Below are 24236 nucleotides of genomic sequence, written 5' to 3'. Positions count from 1 at the left end.
TGAAAAGACGCGCGGCGCCGTCGTGGAATGGGAGGCAGAATTGGCGAAGATGATCCACTCGATGATCCGCGTTCTCGACGAGGCGCGCTCCGTCGACTTCTACGGCAAGGCCTTCGGCCTTTCGGTCGCCGACCGCGTCGATTTCGAAACCTTCACGCTGATCTATCTGAGCAATGCCGAGACCGGCTTCGAGCTGGAGCTGACCGTCAACAAGGGCCGGACCGCGCCCTATGAGCTCGGCAATGCCTATGGTCATCTCGCCGTCTCGGTCGAAGAGGTGGCGGTCGAACGCAAACGGCTGTCGAAGCTCGGGCTTCATCCCGGCGAACTGGTGGAGCTCAACCGCGACGGCAAGCTCTTCGGCCTGTTCTTCTTCATCAGCGATCCCGACGGCTACAAGATCGAGGTGCTGCAGCGCCACGGCCGGTTTCTCTGACGCTTCTTGCGGCGACATAGTTCCACTCCACACCTAATCCCACAGCTTCGAGCGGCATGAATCAGGAGCCCGCCCATGATCGAGAAGACCGCGCTCAATTCCGGCTGGACGCTTACCTGTAACGATACAGGAAGATCCGGCCTGCCGGCCGCGATACCCGCAACGGTGCCGGGCTGCGTGCATCTCGACCTGCTCGCCAACCGGCTGATCCCCGATCCCTATATCGACGTCAACGAGATCACCAATGACTGGATCGGCAAAACCGACTGGACCTATCGCTGCAGCTTCGAGGCAATGCCTGATGATGGCAGGGTATGGGAACTCGTCTTCGACGGGCTCGATACGGTCGCGGTGCTCTCCCTCAACGACGAAGAGATCGGCCGCACCTTCAACATGCACCGCACCTATCGCTTCGATGTGTCGGGGCTGCTGAAGGCCGGGAGCAACGAACTCACGGTCGCCTTCCGCTCGGCCTACGCCTATGGCGCGGAGATGGAAAGGCATTACGGCTACCGCCCCAACAACTATCCGGGACCGGGCAATCTGATGCGCAAGATGGCCTGCAATTTCGGCTGGGACTGGGGGCCGACGCTGGTGACGGCGGGGCTCTGGAAGCCGGTCCGGCTGGAAAGCTGGGATCGGGCGCGGCTTGCCGAAACGCGCGTATCGGCAACGCTTGCCGGCGGCGATGGGTTGGTGAAGGTCCATGCGAAGCTGGCGCGGCATGGCGATCATGAGCCGTGCCAGCTCGTCGCCGCAATCGGCGACGTGACCCAGACGGTGGCGATCGATGCTGATGAAGACGAGATCGTCTTCGAGCTTGCCCTCCCCTCGCCGCAGCTGTGGTGGCCGCATCATCTCGGCGCGCAACCGCTCTATCCGATGACGCTGAGGCTGGTCGACGAGGCCAGCGGCGATCTGCTCGACAGCTTTGAACGCGAACTCGGCTTCCGCTCGCTCAGGCTCGACACCTCGGCCGACGAACACGGCTCGGCCTTCACCTTCGTCATCAACGACGTGCCGCTGTTCATCTGCGGGGCGAACTGGATTCCGGACGATTGTTTCCCCCCGCGGGTGACGGACGAGCGCTATGCGGCGCGGATCGAGGAGGCAAAGGCCGCCAACATCCACCTGCTGCGCGTCTGGGGCGGCGGCATCTTCGAGCGGGATGAATTCTACGCGGCTTGCGACCGCATGGGCATGCTGGTCTGGCAGGATTTCCTCTTTGCCTGCGCCGCCTATCCGGAAGAGGAGCCGCTCAGAAGCGAGGTCGAGGCGGAGGTGCGCGACAATGTCGTGCGGCTGATGCCGCATGCCTCGCTGATCCTCTGGAACGGCAATAACGAGAACATCTGGGGCTTCGACGAATGGGGCTGGCGGCCGATCATCCAGGCCGGCGAAAGCTGGGGGCTCGGCTATTATCTCGGCCTGCTGCCGAAGCTCTGCGGCGAACTCGATCCCGACCGGCCCTATTATCCCGGCAGTCCTTACTCCGGCTCGATGGAGATCGAACCCAATGCCGACGGCCATGGCTGCAAACACATCTGGGACGTATGGAACGATGTCGGCTACGAGGTCTACCGCAATTATATCCCGCGTTTCTGCTCCGAATTCGGCTGGCAGGCGCCGGCCGCCTGGGCAACGATCGAAGAAAGCGTGCATGACCAGCCGCTGACGCCGCAATCGAACGGCGTCTTCCACCATCAGAAGGCAACCGAGGGCAATGACAAGCTGATCCGCGGCCTTGCCGGCCATCTGCCGGAGCCGCAGACGATGGACGACTGGCATTTCGCCACCCAGCTCAACCAGGCGCGCGCCATCCGCTTCGGCGTCGAGCACATGCGCTCGCACCGGAATGTCTGCAAGGGTGCGGTGGTCTGGCAGTTCAACGATTGCTGGCCGGTGACCTCATGGGCGGCGCTCGATTCGGCCGGCCGCCGCAAGCCGCTCTGGTATGCGCTGAAGGCAGCCTATGATCCGCGCCTGCTGACGATCCAGCCGCGCGGCAGCGGGCTTGCGGCGGTGGCGGTCAATGAACGCACCCTGTTCTGGCGGGCGAAGATCAGCGGCAAACGCCTGAAGCTCGACGGCACCGTGCTTGCCGCATTCGAATTCTGGCGCCTGCTCTGCGACCGCTTCGAGGCCAAGGAATTTCCGCTGCCCGAGGATATCGTCACTCCCGGCTTACCGAAGGACGAGCTCATCGTCGTGCAGATGCTGGACAGGCGCGCCTTCCATTATTTCGTCGAGGATATCGAGCTTGCCTTGCCGCCACCGCGGCTGGCGGTCGATGTCACCAGCATCGAGAGTGGGTATGCAGTGCGGGTGACGGCGCAAAATTTCCTCAAGGATCTCTGCCTGATGGCGGATCGGCTGGATCCGGATGCCGTCGTCGATTCGATGCTGGTGACGCTGTTGCCGGGCGAGAGCCATGTCTTTGCGGTCAAGACGGCGAAGGCGATCAGGGCAGAGGATATTGTCATCGGCACCGTGCTGCGATCGGCCAATGATCTTGTTGTCGGTTCGCGCTAGCTGCCCCTCACCCTAACCCTCTGCCCGTAAACGGGTAGAGGGACGAGCCGAGAGCGGTCGCGTACATCCCCTTCGCCCCGTTTACGGGGAGAAGGTAGCGGCAGCCGGATGAGGGGCTGCCGAGCCACGACATTTGTCACCAAACACCAAAAAGGCCCCGCATGCCGCGGGGCCCTTCCAGCTCGGCCTATCGGACGACGTTACATCCAGTAGGGCGGCACGCCGTAGTAATCATAGACCCGGCGGCCATTATCGTTGTACCAGGTGTCGTCATCGTCCGAATAGCTCGGGGCGCCTTCGATCTGCTCCTTGGTCAGGTCGATGCGATAGCCGTCCAGTTGGGTGTCGTAGTTCAGCTTTTCCCAGGGAAGCGGATAGTGATCGTGGCCGATGCCCAGGAAGCCGCCGAAGCTCAGCACGGCATAGGCGACGCGGCCGTCGAGTTTTCCGATGATCAGGCGTTCGATCGAGCCGATATGCCTGCCATCCGAACCATAAACACGGGTGCCTTCGACACGGTCGCTGGCGATCATCGCATGCGTGCCCTCGACGTTCGGGTCGCGGCGGGTGGCGTCAGTATCCTGGTTCAACATTGTGCACCTCCTTTTGGTGTTTCCTCATGGTGAGTCTGCAGGATCAACGTCATGGCCGACTCAAAGTTCCCCAGCCTTCCCACGATCCGGCGATGGCCGAATGTTGACGTTTACGTCAAGGTTAGTATAGCTTCATTCGGCTTGAACCGTTCAGGCAATGGCATAAGCTGCCGGGCTGGAAGACGGAGGATCTTTCCGGTCAATATGGGCCAGACGATTGCTGGCTCAGCGGCGGCCGCAAGGGAGAGAGGATACGATGAACAGCATTTCCGTCCATCCGAACGGAGCCAAACCCGACAAGCCCTGGCTTGCCAGCTATCCCGATGTCGTTCCGGCCGAACTCCCACCTCTGGAATATGCCTCGCTTGCCGAAATGCTGGAAAAATCCTGCGCCCGTTACGCCGACCGGACGGTGTTTTCCAGCATGGGCAAGGCGATGCGCTATCGTGAACTGGAGAGCAAGACGCGCAAACTCGCCGCCTGGCTGCAGAGCATCGGCCTCGAGAAGGGCGATCGCGTCGCCGTGATGATGCCGAACGTGCTGCAGAACCCGATCGCCACCTACGCCATCCTGCGCGCCGGCCTCGTCGTGGTGAACGTCAACCCGCTCTATACGCCGCGCGAACTCGAACATCAGCTGCGGGATTCCGGCGCCAAGGCGATCTTCGTGCTGGAGAATTTCGCCCGGACGGTGGAGCAGGTGCTCAACAAGACGGATCTGCGCCATGTCGTCGTCACCTCGCTCGGCGAAATGCTGGGACCCAAGGGGCTGATCGTCAATTTCGTCGTGCGCAGGGTGAAGAAGCTCGTTCCCTCCTGGTCGATCCCGCAGCACAAGAGCTTCGGCCAGGTGCTGCGCGAAGGGGCGGGAAAGACGCTTGCGCCGGTGACGCTTGCCGGCGGCGATATCGCCTTCCTGCAATATACCGGCGGCACGACGGGCGTTGCCAAGGGCGCGGTGCTGACGCATGCGAACCTGCTCGCCAACAAGCAGCAGCTGTCACTCTGGCTCCGCTCGGCCTTCGAGCGCAAGAAGCAGCCGGAGGTGCTGAATTTCCTCTGCGCCCTGCCGCTCTACCACATCTTTGCGCTGACGGTGAATTCGCTGATGGGCATGTCACTCGGCGCCCACAATATCCTGATCGCCAATCCGCGCGACATTCCCGGTCTCGTCAAGGAATTCGGCAAATCCGACGTGCATATCTTCCCCGGTCTCAACACGCTGTTCAATGCGCTGATGAACAATGCCGATTTCGCCAAGCTCGACTTCTCCCCGCTGATCATGTCGCTCGGCGGCGGCATGGCCGTCCAGCGGCCGGTCGCCGACCGCTGGCTCAAGATGACGGGCACGCCGGTGACGGAGGGCTACGGCCTTTCCGAAACCTCGCCGGTCGCCACCGCCAACCGTTTCGATTCGGCCGAGTTCACCGGTACGATCGGCCTGCCGCTGCCCTCCACCGACCTCGATATTCGCGACGAGGAAGGCAATTCGTTACCACTCGGCCAGGTCGGCGAGATCTGCATCCGCGGGCCGCAGGTGATGGCCGGCTACTGGCAGAAGTCGGAGGAAACGGTGCGGGTGATGACCGATGACGGCTATTTCCGCTCGGGCGACATGGGTTTCATGGACGAACGCGGCTATACCAAGATCGTCGACCGCAAGAAGGACATGATCCTGGTCTCCGGCTTCAATGTCTATCCGAACGAGATCGAGGAGGTCGCCGCCATGCATGCCGGCATTCTCGAGGCCGCGGCCATCGGCGTGCCGGACGGACATTCGGGCGAGGCGGTCAAACTCTTCGTCGTCAGGAAGGATCCGAACCTGACCGAGGCAGAGGTGAAAGCCCATTGCATCGCCAATCTTACCAACTACAAACGGCCACGCTTCATCGAGTTCCGCACCGAACTGCCGAAGTCGCCGGTTGGCAAGATCCTGCGCAAGGACCTGCGCGGCTGAATTTGACGAATTCAAAGTGTTACAGCGTCCTTTGCACGTCTTTCGGACGCGCGGCGCTCTAATGAAATTGAGGGCCATCCGCTCGCCGCGGGTGGCTTTTTTCTATTTCGGCAGGTGGCTGAACTTGATTTGCGGGTGATAAAGCGAATAGTTTCCGCAACCCTTTCCGCCTCCAAAGGAGCCTCCCATGAACGCCATCGTCGAACAGCTGAAAAGCACCGCTGATGCCACCAAGGCGACCGATATTCGTGCCGCCTTCGCCGCCGATCAGCAGCGCTTTTCGCGTTTTTCCGTTTCGCTTGACGACCTGCTGATGGATTTTTCCAAGACGGCGGTGAATGACGATATCCTCAAGCTGCTGGTGAAGCTTGCCGAAGACGGCGGCGTCGAAAAGAAGCGCGAGGAAATGTTCTCGGGCAAGGCGATCAATTTCACCGAGGACCGCGCCGTTCTGCACACCGCGCTGCGCAACCGCTCCAACACGCCGGTTCTGGTCGACGGCAAGGACGTCATGCCCGACGTCAATGCCGTGCTTGCCGCCATGGGCAAGTTCGCCGACGAGATCCGCTCCGGCGCGCTGAAGGGCGCCACCGGCAAGGCGATCACCGACGTCGTCAATATCGGTATCGGCGGCTCGGATCTCGGCCCTGTCATGGCGACGCTGGCGCTTGCCCCCTTTCATGACGGCCCGCGCGCGCATTTCGTCTCCAACATCGACGGCGCCCATATCGCCGATATCCTGAAGCTGGTGCAGCCGGAAACGACGCTGTTCATCGTCGCTTCGAAGACCTTCACCACCGTCGAGACGATGACCAATGCGCAGACGGCGCGCAATTTCATCGCCAAGGCGCTCGGCGAAGCGGCCGTGCAGCACCATTTCGCCGCCGTCTCGACGGCGCTCGACAAGGTCGCCGCCTTCGGCATCGACAGCGCCCGGGTCTTCGGCTTCTGGGACTGGGTCGGCGGCCGCTACTCCATCTGGTCGGCGATCGGCCTGCCGCTGATGATCGCCGTCGGGCCGGAGAATTTCGGCAAATTCCTCGATGGCGCCCATGCCGTCGACAATCACTTCCGTAAGGCACCGATTACCGAAAACCTGCCGATGCTGCTCGGCCTGATCGGCTTCTACCACCGCAATGTGCTGGGCTACCCCACCCGCGCCATCCTGCCCTACGACCAGCGCCTGTCGCGCTTCCCGGCCTATCTGCAGCAGCTCGACATGGAATCGAACGGCAAGGGCGTCACCATCGACGGCACGCCGGTCGAGGGCAATTCCGGCCCGGTCGTCTGGGGCGAACCCGGCACCAACGGCCAGCACGCCTTCTACCAGCTCATCCACCAGGGCACGAGCATCATCCCGGCCGAATTCATGATCGCCGCCAATGCCTTCGAGCCGGAGCTGCGTCACCAGCACCAGCTGCTCATCTCCAACGTTCTCGCCCAGTCGGAAGCCCTGATGAAGGGCCGCACCTTCGCGGAAGCCAAGAAGCAGCTGACCGACAAGGGTATGGACGACAAGAAGGCCGACTTCATCGCGCCGCACCGCGTCTTTAACGGCAACCGCCCATCGATCACCTTTGTCTACGACAAGCTGACCCCCTACGCCCTCGGCCGCCTGATCGCGCTTTACGAACACCGCGTCTTCGTCGAAGGTGTGCTTTTCCGCATCAACTCCTTCGACCAGTGGGGCGTCGAGCTCGGCAAGGAACTGGCAACCGGCCTGCTGCCGGTCGTCGAAGGCAAGGAAAGTGCGGCAGGCCATGATTCCTCGACGCAGGGCCTGGTTGCGGCGCTGGCAAAGCTGGCGAAGTAATTTGCCCCTCACCCTGACCCTCTCCCCGTAAACGGGGCGAGGGGACGTGCCACGCGAGACGCAGGCAGGGATGGAAAAGTTGCGCCATAAGGGGAGAAGAGCGAATCGAGAGGCCGCGGCATTGTCCCTTCGCCCCGTTTACGGGGAGAAGGTGGCGGCAGCCGGATGAGGGGCGGACGCTGGCTTAAGCCTCAAAAGCCAATCTCACTTGCCCAGGGCGGATTGGCGCCATCCTCAACAGTTTCAGCTGCCTTGACGCGCCTCAACCCTCGCCTTGGCATGATCGTGTGCGGGAGCTTGATCGCCGAAGCCAGGCCGAGCCTCGCCAGCAGCCGGATGAAATACCAACCGAGATCCAGCTGCCCCGGCTCGATGCCGAGCCGCGCCGATTCCGGAAAGGCGTGATGGTTGCCATGGAAGCTCTCACCAAAGGTCACCAGCCCGAAACGCGGCAGGTCATAGCCCTGCACCGCGACACCATCGACGCTCCAGCTCTGATGGCCGTCGCGATGAGCGAAGTGGCCGATCAGCCAGTGTCCGGTTAACGACGCTGATATCCGCACGGCAATACCCCAGACTATCCACGGCAGGCCGCCGAGCGCAAAGAGCACGAGCCCCAAGGGAATCTGCTGCGCCATCCATGTCGCCTCCAGGAAGCGGTAGAAGCGGTTGCGCCGCTCGCGCTCATCGAGGACGAAACGTGGCGGACGGTCCAGCACCACGATGCAATGCATCTGCCAGAAAGCATCGATGAAGAAAGGCCGGCGATGGGCATAGAGGTCATGGCAGTCTCGCTGCCGTTGCGCCCAATCGCGAATATCGTGCGCGTAGATCATGCCGAAGGGACCAGCCATGCCGACCAGCGTCCCGAGATAGACAAGGAAGTGCTCGATCCAGATATGGGTGCTGAACGAGCGGTGGATCAACAGCCGGTGCATGCCAACGGAATGACCGAGGCAGATCGTGAGGGCGGTCAGGAGGATAAAGACAGCAAAAGCGCTCCAGGTGAGGGTCAACGGCCCGCCAATAATGGCGATCAAAGTCATGGCGGTGATCCAGATCGACTTTGCCGGCATCCAGACGACCCTGCCCTTCACGGGATCGCTTCCGTTGTCGATCATCCGCCCCGTGGAAATACTGCTCATGACAAACTCCCTCCTATCGGGCGCATTCTCCACTTGTACATCGCCCACCAATTCATTAATTAAGAAATTACCTAATTACTTTGCGCGAACGGCATTAATTAAGCAATACATTAATTGCTTAATTTGTTAGTGGATCGTTGCGATGATGCCGCAGGCACGGAGACCGGACTTGAACGAAGAGACTTTCGATGACGCTGTGGAAGGCAGCTCCGTCAGCGCCGCCCAGCGGGTATTTCACGCGCTTTCCAGTGCCCCACGGCGAAAGATCCTCGCCTATCTCTCAGCCTCGGGCCTGACCGCCGGCGAGATCGCCGACCGCTTCAGCATGTCCAAGCCGGCCGTTTCGCAACATCTTTCCATCCTCGAAACCGCAGGACTGATCAGACGAGAGAAACAGGGCCAGTTCGTGCACTATTCCCTGATCGAGAACAATCTTGTCAACACGCTCAACGGCTTCGTACAGGAGGTCTGCCCCGTCGGTCGGCCGATCAAGAAGGAAAGCCAGGCGCGCGCCCGCGCGAAAGAATAGCATGGGGCCCGTCGCGCAAAACCGGATTGAACTTTCTTCTAATAGAAAATTTTAGAAAGAATTCTTTCAATCTGCCGCCATCGCCCTAGATTCAAGCAAAATATGTGCGCAGGGTACTTCCGACGACATGGCCTACAAGCCGGGGGCGATGCCCCGTTTCATTGTTTCCGCTGGCGTATGCGCCGGACCACTCGCGTCCGGATCGGCTCTTTCGCGCCCAGCTCGGGAGATTGCCCGAGACGCTCACCATAGAGCGTTTTCACGATCCATCTTCACCAAAGGAAATTCATGAGCCGTCTTATCGTCGTTTCCAATCGTGTTCCCATGCCGGCCAAGGATGGGAGCGCCCCGGCCGGCGGCCTGGCGGTCGCGCTGCAGGCAGCCCTGCAGGCGCGCGGCGGCATCTGGATGGGATGGTCGGGAGAGTCGAGCGGAGACAGGGAGCCTGGCCCGCTGTCGCAACTGCAGAAGGGTAACATCACCTATGCGCTGACCGATCTCACCGACACCGACGTCGAGGAATATTATCGCGGATTTGCAAACCGTGTTCTCTGGCCCATCTGTCACTACCGCCTCGACCTCGCCGAATATGGCCGAAAGGAAATGGCCGGTTATTTCCGCGTCAACCGGTTTTTCGCGCACCGGCTGGCGCCGATGATCGAGCCGGACGACATCATCTGGGTTCATGACTACCACCTCATTCCGCTGGCCGCCGAACTGCGCCAAATGGGGCTGAAGAACCGGATCGGCTTCTTCCTGCACATTCCCTGGCCGCCGGCCGACATTCTCGTCACGATGCCGGTCCATGAAGAAATCATGCGCGGGCTCTCGCATTACGATCTCGTCGGCTTCCAGACGGACTACGACCTCCAGAACTTCGCCGGGTATCTCAGAAGGGAAGGCATTGGCGACGACCTCGGAAATGGATCGTTCGATTCACATGGGCGGATATTCAAGGCGGGCGCCTATCCGATCGGGATCGAAACCGCGGGCTTCGCCGACTTCGCCGAGAGCGCCGCAGACAATGTCATGGTGCAGAAGACCCGGCGCAGCATCGAGGGCCGCGACATGATCATCGGGGTCGATCGGCTCGATTATTCCAAGGGCATCATTCAGCGGCTGGAAGCGTTCGAACGCTTCCTCACCGGCAATCCCGCCTATCAGAACAAGGTCACCTATCTGCAGATCACGCCGAAGTCGCGATCGGAAGTTCCCGAATACGAGCATATGCAGAAGATGGTCGCCGAGCAGGCCGGCCGCGTCAACGGCGCCATCGGGACGGTCGACTGGGTGCCGATCCGCTATGTCAACCGTTCGATCAACCGCACCGTGCTCGCCGGCCTCTACCGCCTGGCGACGATCGGGCTGGTCACGCCGTTGCGCGACGGCATGAATCTCGTCGCCAAGGAATATGTCGCCGCCCAGAACCCGGATCGCCCGGGCGTCCTGGTGCTATCGCGCTTCGCCGGCGCGGCTCGGGAGCTGAAGGGTGCGCTGCTGGTCAATCCCTACGATGTCGAAGGCACTGCCAATGCGATTGCCAAGGGCCTTGCCATGTCGCTTGGGGAGCGCCGCGAACGCTGGAGCATGATGATGGAGCATCTGCTCTCTCACGATGTCTCGCTTTGGTGCGAAAACTTCCTGCGGGACCTAGTGACCGCTCCCGAACTTCCCCGGACAATCGCCTGATCGATCAGCGTCCAGCCGTCATCGCAAAAAGCCTCGCACCGTCCCCGGCGCGAGGGTTAAAGCCCGATCTCATGCGCCCAGGGCGGATTGGCGCCGGCGCGGGAGACGGTGACGGCGGCGGCTTTGGCGCCGAGGGTCAGGGCGTTGTGGAGTGCCTTTTCGTCGAGCGAGGCGACCTGAGGCTTGGTCAGCAGACCATCCATCTTCAAGGAAGCCAGGATGCCGGCATCGAAGGTGTCGCCGGCGCCGACCGTGTCGACGACGGTGACGCGTTGGCTCGGGACCGTGACTTTACGCTCCTTGGTATAACCGGAAGCACCTTCCGCACCCTTGGTGATGACGACGAGCTTGGCGCCGTGGGCAAGCCAGTGGGCGGCGAGCGTATCGTGGTCGCCTTCCAAGCCGAACCATTCGAGATCCTCGTCGGAGAATTTGACGATGTCTGATTTGGCGGCCATGCGCTTGATGCGGGCCATATGCGACGGCTTGTCCTTGATGAAACCGGGACGGATATTCGGATCGAGCGAGATGACGCGGCTTGCGGCTTCGCGGTCGAGAAGCGCCTCGTAGGTTTCGCCGCAGGGGCTGGGGATCAAGCTGATGGCGCCGAAATGCAAGGCTTCGCAATCATCGCCCAGAACAGGCAGGTCGGCCGTGGTGATCATCCGGCCGGCCGTGCCCTCGTCGTAAAAGGCATAGGTCGCCTGGCCATTGACCAGCTTGACGAAGGCGATGGTCGAGGGACGCGGCGTGATGGCACACGGGCTGTAATCGACATTGCTCGCCTTCAGCGTCTCGAGCAGGACTTCGCCCATCATGTCATCGGCAATGCCGGTGAAGAAGGCGGTGGGGATGCCGAGGCGGCCGAGCGCGATCGCGGTGTTGAAAATCGCGCCGCCGGCATAGGGCGCAAAGCCCTTTTCGCCGAGCGTCGTGTCCCTCGGCAGCATGTCGATCAAGGCTTCGCCGCAGCACAAAATCATCGTATTCCTCCCAACAGCACTGATATGTCCATCAATCGATTAAGTGAGCTTTTGTCAACTGGCTAGAGCGAAAGCTCACTAACCCCACCATTCCTGCCCGACCAGGCCAGCGGCGCATCAAGGAAGGCCTCGACCTCCGTCAGCGTCTTGTCGTCAAAGAGCTTCTGCGCCCTGGCGACGGCCAGAACATTGCGCCAGGTGGCGATGTGATGCAGCCGGACCTTGCCGTCGGTAAAGCGCTGTTCGCCGAAGATACCGTAGAAGAACAGCGCAATGCCATGATCGACTATGCCGCCGGCGGCACGAACCGCGTCGATGAACTTGAACATGCTGCCGCCGGCTGTCGTCAGGTCTTCGATGACGAGAACGCGCGAGCCTTCCGGCATGTTGCCTTCGATCTGGGCATTGCGGCCATGGCCCTTCGGCTGCTTGCGGACATAGATCATCGGCAGGCCGAGGCGGTCAGCCAGCAGCGCGGCAAAGGGGATGCCGGCGGTCTCGCCGCCGGCGATACAATCGAACTGCTCGAAGCCGGCATCGCGCAGCAGGGTGCTGGCAGCGAAATCCATCACCGTCGAGCGGATGCGCGGGAAGGAAAGCAGCTTGCGGCAATCGATATAGACCGGGCTCGCCATGCCGGAGGCGAGTTTGTAAGGCTGGGCGGCATTGAAATGCACCGCCTTGATTTCCCAGAGCATCTTGGCCACCAGTTCGGCCATCACGGCGCGGTCGGGAAATGTGGTCTGGATCATGCGGCTCTCCTTCGGCTTGGGTCCTTGGGGGAATAGCAGCAAGAGCCCGACGTTTCCAGACGAAAGGCGAGCCAATTACCGCAGCAGACGACCGATATCGGCGATCTGCATCTTCTTGAACAGGGCGATCGCCTGGGCGCCCTCCTCCGCATCGAGCGAAACCGCATATCGCACGCCGGCGGCAAGCAGCTGCATCGTCAGCCGGGCGATCGCCAGCAGTTCCTTGCGGTCGCGATCCGGCCATAGGCGGACGAGCACGGCGAGAAATGCCTGGGCATGAAATTCCATGTCCTCGGCATCGACCTGCTGCAGCAGCTTGTCGGTATGGGTCGCATGCCAGATGTCGCGCATGACGGGCTCGCGGCGGAAGAAGCCGTAATATTCGTCAACGATCGTGGCGAGCGCGCCTTGCAGCCCGGCAGCATCGGTGACCTTCGCCAATTCCGCCTCGACGCACCGCCTGCCCTCTTCGTTGAAACGCTCGGCCAATGTCCGGATGATCGAGCTCTTGTCGGGGAAATATTGGTAGAGGGCGCCAAAGGAAAGGCCGGCCTTTTCGACGATCTCGCTCATTTTCAAGCCGTCGCTGCCATGGCTTTCGATCAGCTCGGAGGCGACGGCGAGGATCTTTTCGAAGCGCTCACGGCCGCGCTGCTGGCTGGGGATCCGGCGCAGCTGGCCGCTATGCTCCTGCTGGCGCCTGCGCGTTGCGACCGGCTGCTCCGACATCGTCTGCTCCCTTTCCAAGTTGACAAAGAAAATAAGAGAGTTTATCTCATTTTGCAAATGAGAGAGTTTCTCTTGTTTTGATCAAGGAAGGAGCTTCGACATGCAGAATTCCGAAATCGTCCTCGTCGGTGGATCGGGAAAGACCGGCGGCCGCATCATCAAGCGCCTGGAAGCGCGCAGGCTGAATGTTCGGGCAGCGTCACGCTCCAGCGCCCGTCCCTTCGATTGGGAGGACAGGTCGACCTGGCGCGAGGCGCTTGATGGCGCATCGAGCGCCTATGTCGCCTTCCAGCCGGATCTTTCCGTCGCCTGGGCGGCAGAGGCGATCGGCGCACTCGCCAAGGTCGCGGTCGACTGTGGCCTTGCGCATATCGTGCTGCTTTCCGGCCGCGGCGAAGAGGGCGCGCAACGCAGCGAGGCAGCGCTGAAGGCGTCCGGCATTGACACCACCATCCTGCGCGCCTCCTGGTTCTGCCAGAACTTCAGTGAGGGCGCCTTTGTCGAGCAGATCATCGGCAGCCGGCTGCAATTGCCGGCAGGCGAGATCAGCGAACCGTTCATCGATGCCGACGACATCGCCGATGCCGCCGTCGCCGCCTTGACCGATCCCCGCCATCGCAACAAGGTTTACGAACTGACCGGCCCGCGGGCACTGACCTTCCGACAGGCGGTCGCCGAGATCGCCGCGGCCACTGGGCGGCCGATCGAATATGAGCAGGTGTCGATGGCGGATTTCACCGGCGCGCTTGCGGCAGCCGGCCTGCCCCAAGGCCTGATCGATCTTCTGGAGGAACTGTTCGGCCAGGTACTCGACGGGCGCAACTCCAAGGTGATGGGCGGTGTCGCCGAAATCCTCGGCCGCCCCGCCACCGAATTCAGCCAATATGCCCGCCGAACCGCGACAAGCGGAATATGGAGCGCCTGACCATGCAGATCGTTCTCACCCTCTCCCTCGCCGCCGCGGCAATCGGCAGCGGCCTCGTCGCCGGCATCTTCTTCGCCTTCTCGACCTTCATCATGACCGCCTTCTCGCGCATCCCGGCGGAACAGGGCATCGCCGCAATGAACTCGATCAACGCCACGATCGTCCGCTCGCCCTTCATGGGCCTTTTCGTGCCGACGGCAATCCTCTGCATCGTCATCGCGGTGCTGGCGGTGATCGACTGGCGCGGCGGGGCATCCGTGTTGATGCTCGCAGGTGCGACCCTCTATGTCGTCGCCTCATTCCTCTCGACCATCATCTTCAACGTGCCGATGAACGATGCGCTTGATAAGGTCGGCGGCAGCGGGGCGGAGGCGGTTCAGCTCTGGACCAGCTATCTCAGGGACTGGACATGGTGGAACCATGTGCGGACGATCGCCTCGCTGCTCGCCTCGGTGGCATTCGTGCGGGCGCTGATGATTGTCTAGGCGGCGCGTCTGCCACACGTCCCTTCTCCCCGGCGGGGGTCCGAAGGACGGGTCGAGACCCGCGGCTCGACCCCGGTCGGTGCCGGCAGGCGGTTGAGGGGGTGAGCGGCAAGGCCGCGAATGCACGGAGCGTAAGCGAAGGGCAACATATAGGGTGTGCCGTGCGCCCCCTCATCCGACCCTTCGGGCCACCTTCTCACCGCTGGGGAGAGGAGGGAGCCAAGCCGCCCCTCGTCTACTTCTGCTCGCAAAAGGCAATGCGGTTGCTGAAAGGATCGATGACCGTCATCTCCAATCCCCACGGCGCTTCCTCGACGCCGGGCTTCATGTAGCGGTAGTCCTTGCCCGAGAGTTCGGCGTGGTAGGCCCGGATATTGGCGACACGGACGAAGGCTTTGGCGCCGGGGCTGGCGTCGCCGGAATGTTCGCTCAAATGCAGCGCCATGCCGTCGCGCGAGACTTGGCAATAGAGCGGGAAGTTCTCGCCGAAACGGTGCTCCCAATCGAGATGAAAGCCGAGGAATCCGCAATAGAATTCCATCGCTTTCTCGACCGAGAAGATCCGGAAGATCGGCATCGGCGGCTCGATGCCGATGGCCGAGGAAGCGCCCGCCGCATCGATCTTGGCCGAGAGGATGTTCCATTGGTCGAGCCCGAACTGGCGGGCGACGATTTCGAGAGTCTCGCTGTGGGTCAGCGAAATGTCGCGGTCGGCGAGAGCCTGCCGCAAGGTTTTTGCCATGAGCTTGGCATCGCGAAAATCGCGCATGATGTCATCCTTCCGTTGGCGGCAAACAGGAAGATCAGTGCCCGCGTCTGCTGACCCGTTCGCCATCGATCGCCAAACGGCAAGGGATGTGAAGGATGTTCTCTGGATGCATTCACCATAACGCCAAAGTGTCAAACGTCGAGCGTCGCGGGGCGGCTGGCCGCATCCGGCCGAGGTCGATTTTATGAAAGCACCGGTCAGGAATCAAGATGCGGTGCGCGAGGGAATCGCCTGCAGGTGGCCGGCAAGCTCGACCCGGTTGCGGCCGCCGCGCTTGGCGACGTAGAGCGCCTTGTCGGCGGCACTCAGCATGGCGTCGAAATCCAGGCTGTTCGAGCGGCCGGGCGCAACGCCGACGCTGACCGTGCATGTCAGCACTTCGTTGTCGATCTGGATCTCGCGCGCTTCGAAGGCGCGGCGGATGCGCTCGGCGGCCAATTCCGCCCGGCCGGGCATGATCTCCTTCAACACCAGCGCGAATTCCTCGCCGCCGAGCCGGGCGGCGATATCTCCGGCGCGGCAATGGGCGGCGAGTTCGGCGGCGAAGGCCCTGATCACGCTGTCGCCCACGGCATGGCCGAAGCGGTCATTGACGGATTTGAAATGATCGATATCGAAGACGATGACGGCGGTGGTGTTGCCCATCGGGCGCGTACCGTACTCGTCGAACAGGGCGCGGCGGTTGAGCAGGCCGGTCAGCGGATCGGTGATCGCCTCGAGGCGATGGCGAGCGGCGAGCCGCCACTGATGCAGCGCCAGCGACAGCGCGCCGATCCCGGTCATGCCGGCGATGCAGACGGCGAGACTCAGATCTTCGGCCCAGTTGCTGGGGGCCTTGCCGAGCACCAGCTTTCCGTCGGAGATCAGCACGGCGGCGCAGAGGACGAAGGAGATTGCGGTCAGCGTGTAAAGCGCGGTGATGCCGAGGAGCGGGGCCGGCGCCTCGGCGCGCGCGAGCCAATATTGCCGGGCGGTGGCAAAGAGCAAAAGAGCAATGGCGATATTGTCGGCGATGAAGGCGAGACCGTCATAACCCAACAGCATCGGCACGACGGAGAAGACCATCGCCGCAAGGGCGCGGATCGCGATGGCCGGAACGGACGGACGGCCGGTGAGGAACTGCCGGCCGGCCCCCCAGATGGTAGCAAAACCGGCATGAAACAGCACGAAGTTGGCGACGCCCAACCATGTCTCCGGCGTATCGACATAGGCGCTGTAGACAAAAATGCCGCTGACGACGAGGACCAGGCCGACGGTGGCGGTGAGCAGCACCGTTTCCGCCCGGCGGACAATCCAGCTGCCCATCAGTGTCACGGCAAGGCACGCCGCGGAGACGCCGAGCGCTAGCAAAAGGGAGTTGTAGTCAAGCATCATGCTCTTCAGTCTCCGCAGCTATTCCAGTGCCGGATGTGGCAGCTTCTGGGGTTCGCAGCGAGGAATGTCTTATGCATCCGTTAACAAATGATGCACTGCACAATGCAAATGTTACGCGTTTAACGTCACGCCGAAACTTAAGATGAATATTCCATTTAAAATTGAATTCTGAAAACCTATACCTGCTACACCACCTGCCAATGCAGGGGAAACATCGGATCGAACACCGTCACCGGACCGGCGCCGGTTTCAATCTTCGCGGGAAAGGCGACCGGCTCGGCCTGCCGTGAGAGCGTGATGCGCTCTTCGTTCGGCGCAAGCCCGTACCAGGCCGGCCCGTTCAGCGAGGTGAAGGCTTCGAGCCGCTCCAGCGCGGCCTCCTGCTCGAAGACATGGGCAAGGCAGCTCATCGTATTGACCGAGGTGTAAATGCCGGCGCAGCCGCAGGCGCATTCCTTCAGCGGATCGACATGCGGGGCGGAATCGGTGCCGAGGAAGAAGCGGGCGTCACCGCTTACGGCGGCCGCACGCAGGGCCAGCCGGTGGTTCTCGCGCTTGGCGACCGGCAGGCAGTAATAATGCGGGCGGATGCCGCCGACCAGGATGGCGTTGCGGTTGATGATCAGGTGATGGGTGGTGATCGAGCCGGCGAGATTTGATTTGGCGGCCTTGATGTAATCGACGCCATCTGCTGTCGTGACATGCTCCATCGTCACCTTCAGTTCCGGCAGACGCTTCCGCAGCGGATCGAGCACGGTGTCGATGAAGACAGCCTCACGATCGAAGATATCGACCTCAGGCGTCGTCACCTCGCCATGGACGCAGAGCGGCAGGCCGATCTTCGCCATGCGTTCCAGCACCGGCATCGCCTTTTCCATATCGCGCACGCCGCCATGCGAATTGGTCGTGGCGCCGGCGGGATAAAGCTTGACGGCGGTGATGAGGCCGCTCGCAGCCCCCTCCTCCACGTCATCGGGACTGGTATGCTCGGTGAGGTAAAGTGTCATCAGCGGCTGGAAGCGATGGCCGTCCGGCAGCGCCTTGAGGATACGCTCGCGATAGGCCCTGGCGTCAGTGGTGGTGACAACGGGCGGCACGAGATTGGGCATGATGATGGCGCGGGCGAAGGTGCGGCTCGTATCGGCGATCACGCCTTCCAGCATGGCGCCATCGCGCAGATGCAGGTGCCAGTCGTCAGGACGGCGGATGGTGATCGATTGCATGGCAGGCCTCCGAAGCGATGCGTCTGCGGCCTCGATAGCACTAAAGCGCGTCGCATTGAAATTGAATCATGCGACGCGCTTTCGCTCTTTTTCCATGCATGTCGTTACCCCTGAACCGCAGCACACTTCCGGGCGACATGCATTAGCGCCTCGCATTGAAATTGATTCATGCGATGCGCTTTCGCTCTTTTTCCATGCATGCCGCACGGCGTCACGCCAGCGCGATCTCCAGCGTCACATCGGCCGGGCGGCGGTTTTCGAGGATCAGCCGGCCGTTCGGCAGGTCGTTGCCGTAGACCTTGGCGCTGGCGGCTTCCTCGGTCAGCTTATAACCGCGCCAGCGATCCCAAAGGCGCTCTTCCAGCACCTCGATCGGCGGGGCGAGCATGATCGTGTAGTCGAAGATGCCGTCGAGTTCAGCCCATTTGCCCTGCGTGAAGAGCAGATAATTGCCCTCGATGATGATGAAACGATCCTCGGGAGAGATCGGGCGGGCAGAGGCAATCGCAAGCTCGCGCGAGCGATCGAAGACCGGGACGAGGACTTCCTGATCTGCGGGGCGAACCGCGCGGACGATATCCAGGAAGCCGCGCACATCGAAGGTTTCCGGAATGCCCTTGCGGGCAAGCAGGCCGCGTTCGATGAGAATGGCATTGTCCATGTGGAAACCATCCATGGGCAGCACCGCGACACGCTCGCCTTTCGCCTTCAGGGCGTTGGCCAGATTGTCGGCCATGGTCGATTTGCCGGCACCCGGCGGCCCGGCGATGGCGACCAGGAAACGCCTGGAGTTGCCGGCGCGGTCAAGAACTGCGCCGGCGATTTCGTCGATGCGTGCCGTCATGCCGCGACGGTCTCCGTCGGCACCGCCTTGGCGCCGGTCATGAAGGCGACGGCGTCGGACATGGTGTATTCCTTCGGATCGATCACCGTGAGACGCCGGCCGAGGCGGTGGATATGGATCCGGTCGGCCACCTCGAACACATGCGGCATGTTGTGGGAGATCAGCACGATCGGCAGGCCGCGGGCTCTGACGTCGAGGATCAGTTCCAGCACGCGGCGGCTTTCCTTGACGCCAAGGGCTGCCGTCGGTTCGTCCATGATGATGACCTTCGAGCCGAAGGCGGCGGCGCGGGCGACCGCGACACCCTGGCGCTGGCCGCCGGAGAGCGTTTCCACCGCCTGGTTGATGTTCTGGATGGTCATCAGGCCGAGTTCGGACAGCTTGTTGCGCGCGAGCTTCTCCATGGCCGGCCGGTCGAGCATGCGGAACATCGAGCCGAGCATGCCCGGTTTGCGGATCTCGCGGCCGAGGAACATGTTGTCGGCGATCGACAGCGCCGGCGACAGAGCGAGGTTCTGATAGACGGTCTCGATGCCGGCCTCGCGCGCTTCCATCGGCGAGCGGAACTGCACCTGCCGGCCTTCGAGCGTGATCACCCCCTCGTCCGGGGTGACGGCGCCCGAGATCGCCTTGATCAGCGAGGACTTGCCGGCGCCGTTATCGCCGATGACGGCGAGGATTTCACCCGGATAGAGGTCGAAATCGGCATTGTCGAGGGCGGTCACGCGGCCGTAGCGCTTGACGAGACCGCGGGCGGTGAGAAGGGGTTCGCGAGCCATGATTACACCGAAACCTTTCTGATCCACTGATCGATGGCGACGGCGGCGATGATCAGCACGCCCGTCAAGAGGACTTTCCATTGCGGGTCGGCGCCGAGCATATTGAGGCCCATCGACACGACGCCGACGATCATCGCGCCGAACAGCGTGCCGAGAATGGAGCCGCGGCCGCCGAAGAGCGAGATGCCGCCGATCACGGTCGCGGTGATCGCCTGGAGGTTATAGTCGGTGACCGCCGAGGACGGCGAGATCGAGCCGTTGCGGCCGATCGAGACCCAGGCGGCGAAGGCGGCGATGACGCCCGAAATCGTATAGACGGTAAGCAGCACCTTCTTGGTCTGGATGCCGGAGAGCTTGGCCGCTTCCGGATCGTCGCCGACCGCATAGACATGCCGGCCCCAGGCGGTGTGATTGAGCACATACCAGAGCAGCAGGACGAGCAGCACCATGGCGATGACGCCGAGGGTCAGCACGGCGGTGCCGGCTTTGAAGCTCATGGCGAAAAGATGCAGCAGCGGCGCCTGTTCGTCGACGTCGGTGTCGCGGATCGTCTCATTGGCGGAATAGATGAAATTCGTCGCCATGACGATATTCCAGGTGCCGAGCGTGACGATGAACGGCGGCAGTTTCATGTAGGCGACGAGGAAGCCGTTCAGCAATCCGCACAGGCCGCCGACAAGCATGCCGGCTGCGACCGCGATCGGTGTCGGTATGCCGTAGGTGATGGCGACATTGCCCATGATGACGGCCGAGATCACCATGATGACGCCGATCGAAAGATCGATACCGGCAGTCAGGATCACCAGCGTCTGGGCGGCGCCGAGAATACCGACGATGGCGATCTGCTGCAGGATCAGCGTCAGCGTGTAGGACGAGAAGAACCGTCCGCCGATGGCGATGCCGAAGATGATGATTGCCAGCACCAGCACGATCAGCGGCACGGCGGCCGGCGTCGAGTGCAGAAAATGCTGGGCGCGCTTGATCAGCGAGACGTCCTGGTGCTCGAAGGAGGCAACGCTCTTGTCGCTGCCGTCGAGAACGCGTTCGAATTCCTGTGTTCCGGTCATGGTTCCTCCTCCGCATCCGCGCGCCGAACTCGCGCGGGGGCCGTCACCGATATCCTTCCGGTCTTTGCTTAGCCGGTTCGTGAGGCGACGGCACATCGTCCGTCGAAAACGGCCGGGGATCAAGCCCCGGCCGGTCTGCTTTCAATAAAGCGGGCTCAGCCCCAGCACTTGTCGGTGCCTTCCTTGGTGTCGATCGACTTGACGCCGGAGACCGGCTTGTCGGTGACGAGCGAAACGCCGGTGTCGAAGAAGGACTTGCCTTCGGTCGGCTTCGGCTTTTCACCGCTATCGGCGAACTTCTTGATCGCCTCGATACCGAGCGACGCCATCAGCAGCGGATATTGCTGCGAGGTGGCGCCGATGACGCCTTCCTTGACCGACTTCACACCCGGGCAACCGCCGTCGACCGATACGATCAGCACGTTCTTTTCCATGCCGACAGCCTTCAGCGCCTGATAGGCGCCGACAGCGGCCGGTTCGTTGATCGTGTGGATGACGTTGATGCCAGGATCCTTCTGGAGAAGGTTTTCCATGGCCTTGCGGCCGCCTTCTTCATTGCCGTTGGTCACGTCATGGCCGACGATGCGCTTGTCATCTTCGTCGCCGATCTTGTCCGGGTTCTTCGGGTCGATGCCGAAGCCGATCATGAAGCCCTGGTCGCGCAGAACGTCGACCGTCGGCTGCGACGGGGTCAGGTCGAGGAAGCCGACCTTGGCGTCCTTGGCCTTGTCGCCCAGCGTTTCCTTGGCCCACTGGCCGATCAGCTTGCCGGCGAGCAGATTGTCGGTGGCGAAGGTGGCGTCGGCGGCATCGGCCGGCTCGAGCGGCGTGTCGAGCGCGATGACCAGCAGGCCGGCATCACGCGCCTTCTTGACCGACGAGACGATGCCCTTGGTGTCGGAAGCGGTGAGCAGGATGCCCTTGGCGCCGTCGGCGATGCAGCTTTCGATGGCGGCGACCTGGCTTTCGCTGTCACCGTCGATCTTGCCGGCATAGGACTTCAGCGACACGCCGAGTTCCTTGGCCTTGGCCGTCGCACCTTCCTTCATCTTGACGAAGAAGGGGTTGGTGTCGGTCTTGGTGATCAGGCAGGCAGCAACGTCAGCCGCCATGACAGGAGCGGAAAAAGTGACACCAAGCGCGAGCGCGCCGAAAGCGAGAACAGATTTCTTCATGGAACTCCTCCCAGAGTTTGCCGGCGCCGCCCCTGCGGGGCCGGAATCTTAAGATATGACACTTCGCCGTGGATCGCTAATGCCTCCCAGCGGTCCCGTGCCCTTGACGACGGCAATTAAGAGCGAAAAGAAATCGGCTTGTCAATAAATAAATCCAATTGAATTATTAATTCGATGTGGCATGCTCAATCGAATTAGGGCATAGGCCAACAATCGGGAGGAGCGGCCATGTCGTCCTTGGATGGACCGGCGAATATACCGGTCCCGCCACCAATTCTGAATCCGGCCGGAGGTGCGAACCAGGTCAGGGTGCGGGCCTATAACGAACGGCTCGTGCTGTCGCTGGTGCGTCTCTACGGCGCGCTGTCGAAGGCCGATATCGCACGCCGCAGCGGCCTGTCGGCGCAGACCGTCTCCGTCATCATGCGGGTCCTGGAGAAGGAAGGGCTGCTGTCGCGCGGGGAACCGGTGCGCGGCCGTGTCGGCCAGCCGTCGATCCCGATGCATCTCAATCCCGACGCCGTCTATTCCTTCGGCCTGAAGATGGGCCGGCGCAGCGCCGATCTGGTGCTGATGGATTTCGTCGGCCGCATTCGCATGCAGTTGCATAGGACCTATGCCTATCCGCTGCCGCATGAAATCCTCGCCTTCGTCACATCGGGCATCCGCGAACTCGAAGACCGGCTCGAGGACAAGCAGCGCGGCCGCATTGCCGGCCTCGGCATCGCCGCGCCTTTCGAGCTCTGGAACTGGGCCGAAGAGGTGGGGGCGCCGCCGGGTGCCATGGAGGTCTGGCGGGATATCGACCTGCAGGCCGACATCGCCGAACGCGTCGCCCACCCTGTCTTCATGCAGAACGATGCGACCAGCGCCTGCGGCGCCGAACTCGTCTTCGGCGTCGGGCCGTCCTATCCCGATTTCGTCTATTTCTTCATCGGCTCCTTCATCGGCGGCGGCATCGTCCTGAACTCGGCGATCTTTTCCGGCCGCACCGGCACGGCGGGCGCGATCGGGCCGCTGCCCGTGCGCGGCAAGAATGGCGAGACCAAGCAGCTGCTCGAGATCGCCTCGATCTTCGTGCTCGAAAACATGCTGCGCGAGCGCGGCATCGATCCCGAGCCGCTCTGGTATTCGGCCGACGACTGGGTGGATTTCGGCGAGCCGATGGAAAGCTGGATCCAGGATAGCGCCAAGGCGCTGGCACAGGCGATCGTCGCGGCCGCCTCGATCCTCGATTTCAGCGCGGCCGTCATCGACGGCGGCTTTCCCGGCTGGGTGCGCAGCCGCGTGGTGCAGGCCACCATCGACGAAGCCGCCAAGCTCGACCTGCAGGGCGTCGTCATGCCCGAAATCATCGAGGGCGCGGTCGGCGCCCAGGCGCGCGCCATCGGCGGCGCCAGCCTGCCGATCTTCGCGCGTTACCTCACCGACCAGAACGTACTCTTCAAGGAGGTAGACCATGCTGAAAGGACTTGATCCGCTATTGAGCCCGGAGCTGCTTTTTACGCTTCGCGCCATGGGTCACGGCGACGAGATCGCCATCGTCGACGGCAATTATCCGGGCGTCGAACATGCACGCCGGCTGATCCGGCTCGACGGCCACCACCTCATCCCGGTGCTCAACGCCGTGCTCAGCGTGCTGCCGATCGACGATTTCGTTCCCGAGGCGATCTTCCGCTCGACCGTCAAGGCCGAGCGCGACAAGCTCGACCCCGTGCATGAGGAGATGATCGACTGCTGCGCCCACCACGAGCCGCACCGGCAGGTGGTGCCGCTGATCGGCCAGGATTTCTACGGTCGGGTGAAAACCGCTCATGCGGTGATCCAGACCGGCGAGCCGAGGCTCTATGCCAATATCATCTTGCGCAAGGGGGTGATTTATCCGAGGGAGGCGGGTGCCAAGGCGGCGGCCGGGGTGGATCCGTTCGTCTTCTAGCGGTCACCCGTCAATTTCGACTTCCGCTTCGCAGTTTACGGGCGCATTTAAAGGGATGGCCATGCCGATGGACGAGCGGGCGTGGGCGCCAATGTTTGGCCCGTACAGCTCCAGTATCAGATCGGAATAGCCGTTTGTGACCAGCGGCGTCTCATTAAAACTCGGAGCAACATTCACCATGGCGAAGACGCGCAGCCAAGCCGTGACCCGATCAAGGTCTCCGATAGCACGTTTGAGGCTGGCGAGGTGGGCCAGGGCAACGAGCCGGGCCGACGCGTAACCCTGCTCTGGCGAGACCTCCGCTCCGACCTTGCCAAGCGGGGCTGCCAATGTCCCATCGCGGTTGCACGCGACGTGACCGGAAATGTAGGCGCGGTTGCCGCGAACCCGAACCCAGACGAAGGGCATTCGCAGCCCTTCGCGAACTTTCAAAGGCTCGGGCAATTCCAGACCCATGTCGGCCAGACGTTGTTCGATGATGGCCATGGTGCACCTCCCGGC

At 62.2% G+C, this 24236-nt stretch carries 23 protein-coding genes; 10 read left to right on the top strand and 13 right to left on the bottom strand.

Features of this window, described 5'->3' with window-relative positions; genetic code table 11:
- Positions 1 to 40: 40 nt before the first annotated feature.
- Complete coding sequence (locus FHX10_RS20320; protein ID WP_047617276.1) at positions 41 to 436, top strand: VOC family protein; 396 nt, start codon at positions 41 to 43, stop codon at positions 434 to 436.
- Positions 437 to 511: 75 nt separating this feature from the next.
- Positions 512 to 2968, top strand: coding sequence for a glycoside hydrolase family 2 protein (locus FHX10_RS20315; protein ID WP_183844902.1), 2457 nt, complete (start codon positions 512 to 514; stop codon positions 2966 to 2968).
- A 200-nt stretch (positions 2969 to 3168) separates the two neighbouring features.
- On the opposite strand, the gene FHX10_RS20310 is transcribed toward FHX10_RS20315, so the two are convergent.
- Positions 3169 to 3561 (bottom strand): PRC-barrel domain-containing protein, encoded by a 393-nt coding sequence (locus FHX10_RS20310; protein WP_028756625.1) that lies wholly within the window; start codon positions 3559 to 3561, stop codon positions 3169 to 3171.
- A gap of 256 nt (positions 3562 to 3817) precedes the next feature.
- Here FHX10_RS20310 and FHX10_RS20305 point away from each other — a divergent pair, with 256 nt between their 5' ends.
- Entirely contained in the window at positions 3818 to 5518 is a 1701-nt protein-coding gene (locus FHX10_RS20305) for a long-chain fatty acid--CoA ligase (protein WP_183844901.1), read from the top strand.
- A gap of 187 nt (positions 5519 to 5705) precedes the next feature.
- Positions 5706 to 7331 carry a glucose-6-phosphate isomerase gene (pgi, locus tag FHX10_RS20300; RefSeq protein ID WP_127431002.1) on the top strand — a complete coding sequence of 542 codons (1626 nt, stop codon included), beginning with the start codon at positions 5706 to 5708 and terminating at the stop codon, positions 7329 to 7331.
- Between the two features lie 191 nt (positions 7332 to 7522).
- On the opposite strand, the gene FHX10_RS20295 is transcribed toward pgi, so the two are convergent.
- A complete protein-coding gene (locus tag FHX10_RS20295; protein WP_127431003.1) occupies positions 7523 to 8476 on the bottom strand; it encodes an acyl-CoA desaturase in 954 nt (317 codons plus the stop codon).
- A 169-nt stretch (positions 8477 to 8645) separates the two neighbouring features.
- Here FHX10_RS20295 and FHX10_RS20290 point away from each other — a divergent pair, with 169 nt between their 5' ends.
- Positions 8646 to 9005, top strand: a complete 360-nt coding sequence (locus FHX10_RS20290; RefSeq protein WP_127431004.1) for a metalloregulator ArsR/SmtB family transcription factor — start codon at positions 8646 to 8648, stop codon at positions 9003 to 9005.
- A 288-nt stretch (positions 9006 to 9293) separates the two neighbouring features.
- Positions 9294 to 10694 (top strand): alpha,alpha-trehalose-phosphate synthase (UDP-forming), encoded by a 1401-nt coding sequence (gene otsA, locus FHX10_RS20285; protein WP_183844900.1) that lies wholly within the window; start codon positions 9294 to 9296, stop codon positions 10692 to 10694.
- Positions 10695 to 10750: 56 nt separating this feature from the next.
- Here the strand turns inward: otsA and FHX10_RS20280 are convergent, their stop codons facing one another.
- The 3 genes from FHX10_RS20280 to FHX10_RS20270 all read right to left on the bottom strand — a co-directional run bounded on the left by FHX10_RS20280 (position 10751) and on the right by FHX10_RS20270 (position 13158).
- Complete coding sequence (locus tag FHX10_RS20280) at positions 10751 to 11677, bottom strand: carbohydrate kinase family protein (RefSeq protein ID WP_063474763.1); 927 nt, start codon at positions 11675 to 11677, stop codon at positions 10751 to 10753.
- 62 nt (positions 11678 to 11739) lie between these two features.
- Positions 11740 to 12429 carry an orotate phosphoribosyltransferase gene (locus FHX10_RS20275; RefSeq protein WP_063474764.1) on the bottom strand — a complete coding sequence of 230 codons (690 nt, stop codon included), beginning with the start codon at positions 12427 to 12429 and terminating at the stop codon, positions 11740 to 11742.
- A 75-nt stretch (positions 12430 to 12504) separates the two neighbouring features.
- Positions 12505 to 13158, bottom strand: a complete 654-nt coding sequence (locus FHX10_RS20270) for a TetR/AcrR family transcriptional regulator (protein WP_028756631.1) — start codon at positions 13156 to 13158, stop codon at positions 12505 to 12507.
- Positions 13159 to 13258: 100 nt separating this feature from the next.
- Between FHX10_RS20270 and FHX10_RS20265 the strand changes: the two genes are divergently transcribed.
- Together FHX10_RS20265 and FHX10_RS20260 are read left to right on the top strand one after the other, a co-directional pair.
- The gene (locus FHX10_RS20265; RefSeq protein WP_063474765.1) at positions 13259 to 14083 is read left to right on the top strand and encodes an NmrA family NAD(P)-binding protein; all 825 of its coding nucleotides are present in this window, start codon (positions 13259 to 13261) and stop codon (positions 14081 to 14083) included.
- Between the two features lie 2 nt (positions 14084 to 14085).
- On the top strand, positions 14086 to 14568 hold the full coding sequence (locus tag FHX10_RS20260; protein WP_048338267.1) for a DUF1772 domain-containing protein: 483 nt from the start codon (positions 14086 to 14088) through the stop codon (positions 14566 to 14568).
- A 235-nt stretch (positions 14569 to 14803) separates the two neighbouring features.
- Here the strand turns inward: FHX10_RS20260 and FHX10_RS20255 are convergent, their stop codons facing one another.
- The 7 genes from FHX10_RS20255 to FHX10_RS20225 all read right to left on the bottom strand — a co-directional run bounded on the left by FHX10_RS20255 (position 14804) and on the right by FHX10_RS20225 (position 21799).
- The gene (locus FHX10_RS20255; RefSeq protein WP_048338239.1) at positions 14804 to 15337 is read right to left on the bottom strand and encodes a glyoxalase superfamily protein; all 534 of its coding nucleotides are present in this window, start codon (positions 15335 to 15337) and stop codon (positions 14804 to 14806) included.
- Positions 15338 to 15541: 204 nt separating this feature from the next.
- Positions 15542 to 16711, bottom strand: coding sequence for a GGDEF domain-containing protein (locus FHX10_RS20250; RefSeq protein WP_048338238.1), 1170 nt, complete (start codon positions 16709 to 16711; stop codon positions 15542 to 15544).
- A gap of 185 nt (positions 16712 to 16896) precedes the next feature.
- Positions 16897 to 17934 (bottom strand): dihydroorotase, encoded by a 1038-nt coding sequence (pyrC, locus tag FHX10_RS20245; RefSeq protein ID WP_063474766.1) that lies wholly within the window; start codon positions 17932 to 17934, stop codon positions 16897 to 16899.
- Positions 17935 to 18145: 211 nt separating this feature from the next.
- A complete protein-coding gene (locus tag FHX10_RS20240) occupies positions 18146 to 18778 on the bottom strand; it encodes a nucleoside triphosphate hydrolase (RefSeq protein WP_028756638.1) in 633 nt (210 codons plus the stop codon).
- The gene (locus FHX10_RS20235) at positions 18775 to 19557 is read right to left on the bottom strand and encodes an ATP-binding cassette domain-containing protein (RefSeq protein ID WP_028756639.1); all 783 of its coding nucleotides are present in this window, start codon (positions 19555 to 19557) and stop codon (positions 18775 to 18777) included. The genes FHX10_RS20240 and FHX10_RS20235 overlap by 4 nt, the downstream gene beginning before the upstream one ends.
- Positions 19558 to 19559: 2 nt before the next feature.
- Positions 19560 to 20624 carry an ABC transporter permease gene (locus tag FHX10_RS20230; protein ID WP_028756640.1) on the bottom strand — a complete coding sequence of 355 codons (1065 nt, stop codon included), beginning with the start codon at positions 20622 to 20624 and terminating at the stop codon, positions 19560 to 19562.
- A gap of 155 nt (positions 20625 to 20779) precedes the next feature.
- The gene (locus FHX10_RS20225; protein ID WP_028756641.1) at positions 20780 to 21799 is read right to left on the bottom strand and encodes a sugar ABC transporter substrate-binding protein; all 1020 of its coding nucleotides are present in this window, start codon (positions 21797 to 21799) and stop codon (positions 20780 to 20782) included.
- Between the two features lie 228 nt (positions 21800 to 22027).
- On the opposite strand from FHX10_RS20225, the gene FHX10_RS20220 reads away from it, so the two are divergent.
- Positions 22028 to 23275, top strand: coding sequence for an ROK family transcriptional regulator (locus FHX10_RS20220; RefSeq protein WP_063474768.1), 1248 nt, complete (start codon positions 22028 to 22030; stop codon positions 23273 to 23275).
- On the top strand, positions 23259 to 23735 hold the full coding sequence (locus FHX10_RS20215) for an RbsD/FucU family protein (protein ID WP_028756138.1): 477 nt from the start codon (positions 23259 to 23261) through the stop codon (positions 23733 to 23735). Before FHX10_RS20220 ends, FHX10_RS20215 begins: the two co-directional genes overlap by 17 nt.
- A 3-nt stretch (positions 23736 to 23738) precedes the next feature.
- Here the strand turns inward: FHX10_RS20215 and FHX10_RS20210 are convergent, their stop codons facing one another.
- Complete coding sequence (locus FHX10_RS20210; protein ID WP_028756137.1) at positions 23739 to 24221, bottom strand: RidA family protein; 483 nt, start codon at positions 24219 to 24221, stop codon at positions 23739 to 23741.
- Positions 24222 to 24236: the final 15 nt, after the last annotated feature.

Origin of the sequence: Rhizobium sp. BK591, assembly GCF_014195045.1 — a bacterium.
In the GTDB taxonomy this organism is placed as follows: domain Bacteria; phylum Pseudomonadota; class Alphaproteobacteria; order Rhizobiales; family Rhizobiaceae; genus Rhizobium; species Rhizobium anhuiense.
Note: the sequence above shows the minus strand (reverse complement) of the source record. Positions and strands in the feature narration are given on the sequence as shown.

Coding starts and splice junctions, on each gene's coding strand:
- FHX10_RS20315 (WP_183844902.1), top strand. CDS start 512: ATGATCGAGAAGACCGCGCTCAATTCCGGCTGGACGCTTACCTGTAAC.
- FHX10_RS20310 (WP_028756625.1), bottom strand. CDS start 3,561: ATGTTGAACCAGGATACTGACGCCACCCGCCGCGACCCGAACGTCGAG.
- FHX10_RS20305 (WP_183844901.1), top strand. CDS start 3,818: ATGAACAGCATTTCCGTCCATCCGAACGGAGCCAAACCCGACAAGCCC.
- pgi (WP_127431002.1), top strand. CDS start 5,706: ATGAACGCCATCGTCGAACAGCTGAAAAGCACCGCTGATGCCACCAAG.
- FHX10_RS20295 (WP_127431003.1), bottom strand. CDS start 8,476: ATGAGCAGTATTTCCACGGGGCGGATGATCGACAACGGAAGCGATCCC.
- otsA (WP_183844900.1), top strand. CDS start 9,294: ATGAGCCGTCTTATCGTCGTTTCCAATCGTGTTCCCATGCCGGCCAAG.
- FHX10_RS20280 (WP_063474763.1), bottom strand. CDS start 11,677: ATGATTTTGTGCTGCGGCGAAGCCTTGATCGACATGCTGCCGAGGGAC.
- FHX10_RS20275 (WP_063474764.1), bottom strand. CDS start 12,429: ATGATCCAGACCACATTTCCCGACCGCGCCGTGATGGCCGAACTGGTG.
- FHX10_RS20270 (WP_028756631.1), bottom strand. CDS start 13,158: ATGTCGGAGCAGCCGGTCGCAACGCGCAGGCGCCAGCAGGAGCATAGC.
- FHX10_RS20265 (WP_063474765.1), top strand. CDS start 13,259: ATGCAGAATTCCGAAATCGTCCTCGTCGGTGGATCGGGAAAGACCGGC.
- FHX10_RS20260 (WP_048338267.1), top strand. CDS start 14,086: ATGCAGATCGTTCTCACCCTCTCCCTCGCCGCCGCGGCAATCGGCAGC.
- FHX10_RS20255 (WP_048338239.1), bottom strand. CDS start 15,337: ATGCGCGATTTTCGCGATGCCAAGCTCATGGCAAAAACCTTGCGGCAG.
- FHX10_RS20250 (WP_048338238.1), bottom strand. CDS start 16,711: ATGATGCTTGACTACAACTCCCTTTTGCTAGCGCTCGGCGTCTCCGCG.
- pyrC (WP_063474766.1), bottom strand. CDS start 17,934: ATGCAATCGATCACCATCCGCCGTCCTGACGACTGGCACCTGCATCTG.
- FHX10_RS20240 (WP_028756638.1), bottom strand. CDS start 18,778: ATGACGGCACGCATCGACGAAATCGCCGGCGCAGTTCTTGACCGCGCC.
- FHX10_RS20235 (WP_028756639.1), bottom strand. CDS start 19,557: ATGGCTCGCGAACCCCTTCTCACCGCCCGCGGTCTCGTCAAGCGCTAC.
- FHX10_RS20230 (WP_028756640.1), bottom strand. CDS start 20,624: ATGACCGGAACACAGGAATTCGAACGCGTTCTCGACGGCAGCGACAAG.
- FHX10_RS20225 (WP_028756641.1), bottom strand. CDS start 21,799: ATGAAGAAATCTGTTCTCGCTTTCGGCGCGCTCGCGCTTGGTGTCACT.
- FHX10_RS20220 (WP_063474768.1), top strand. CDS start 22,028: ATGTCGTCCTTGGATGGACCGGCGAATATACCGGTCCCGCCACCAATT.
- FHX10_RS20215 (WP_028756138.1), top strand. CDS start 23,259: ATGCTGAAAGGACTTGATCCGCTATTGAGCCCGGAGCTGCTTTTTACG.
- FHX10_RS20210 (WP_028756137.1), bottom strand. CDS start 24,221: ATGGCCATCATCGAACAACGTCTGGCCGACATGGGTCTGGAATTGCCC.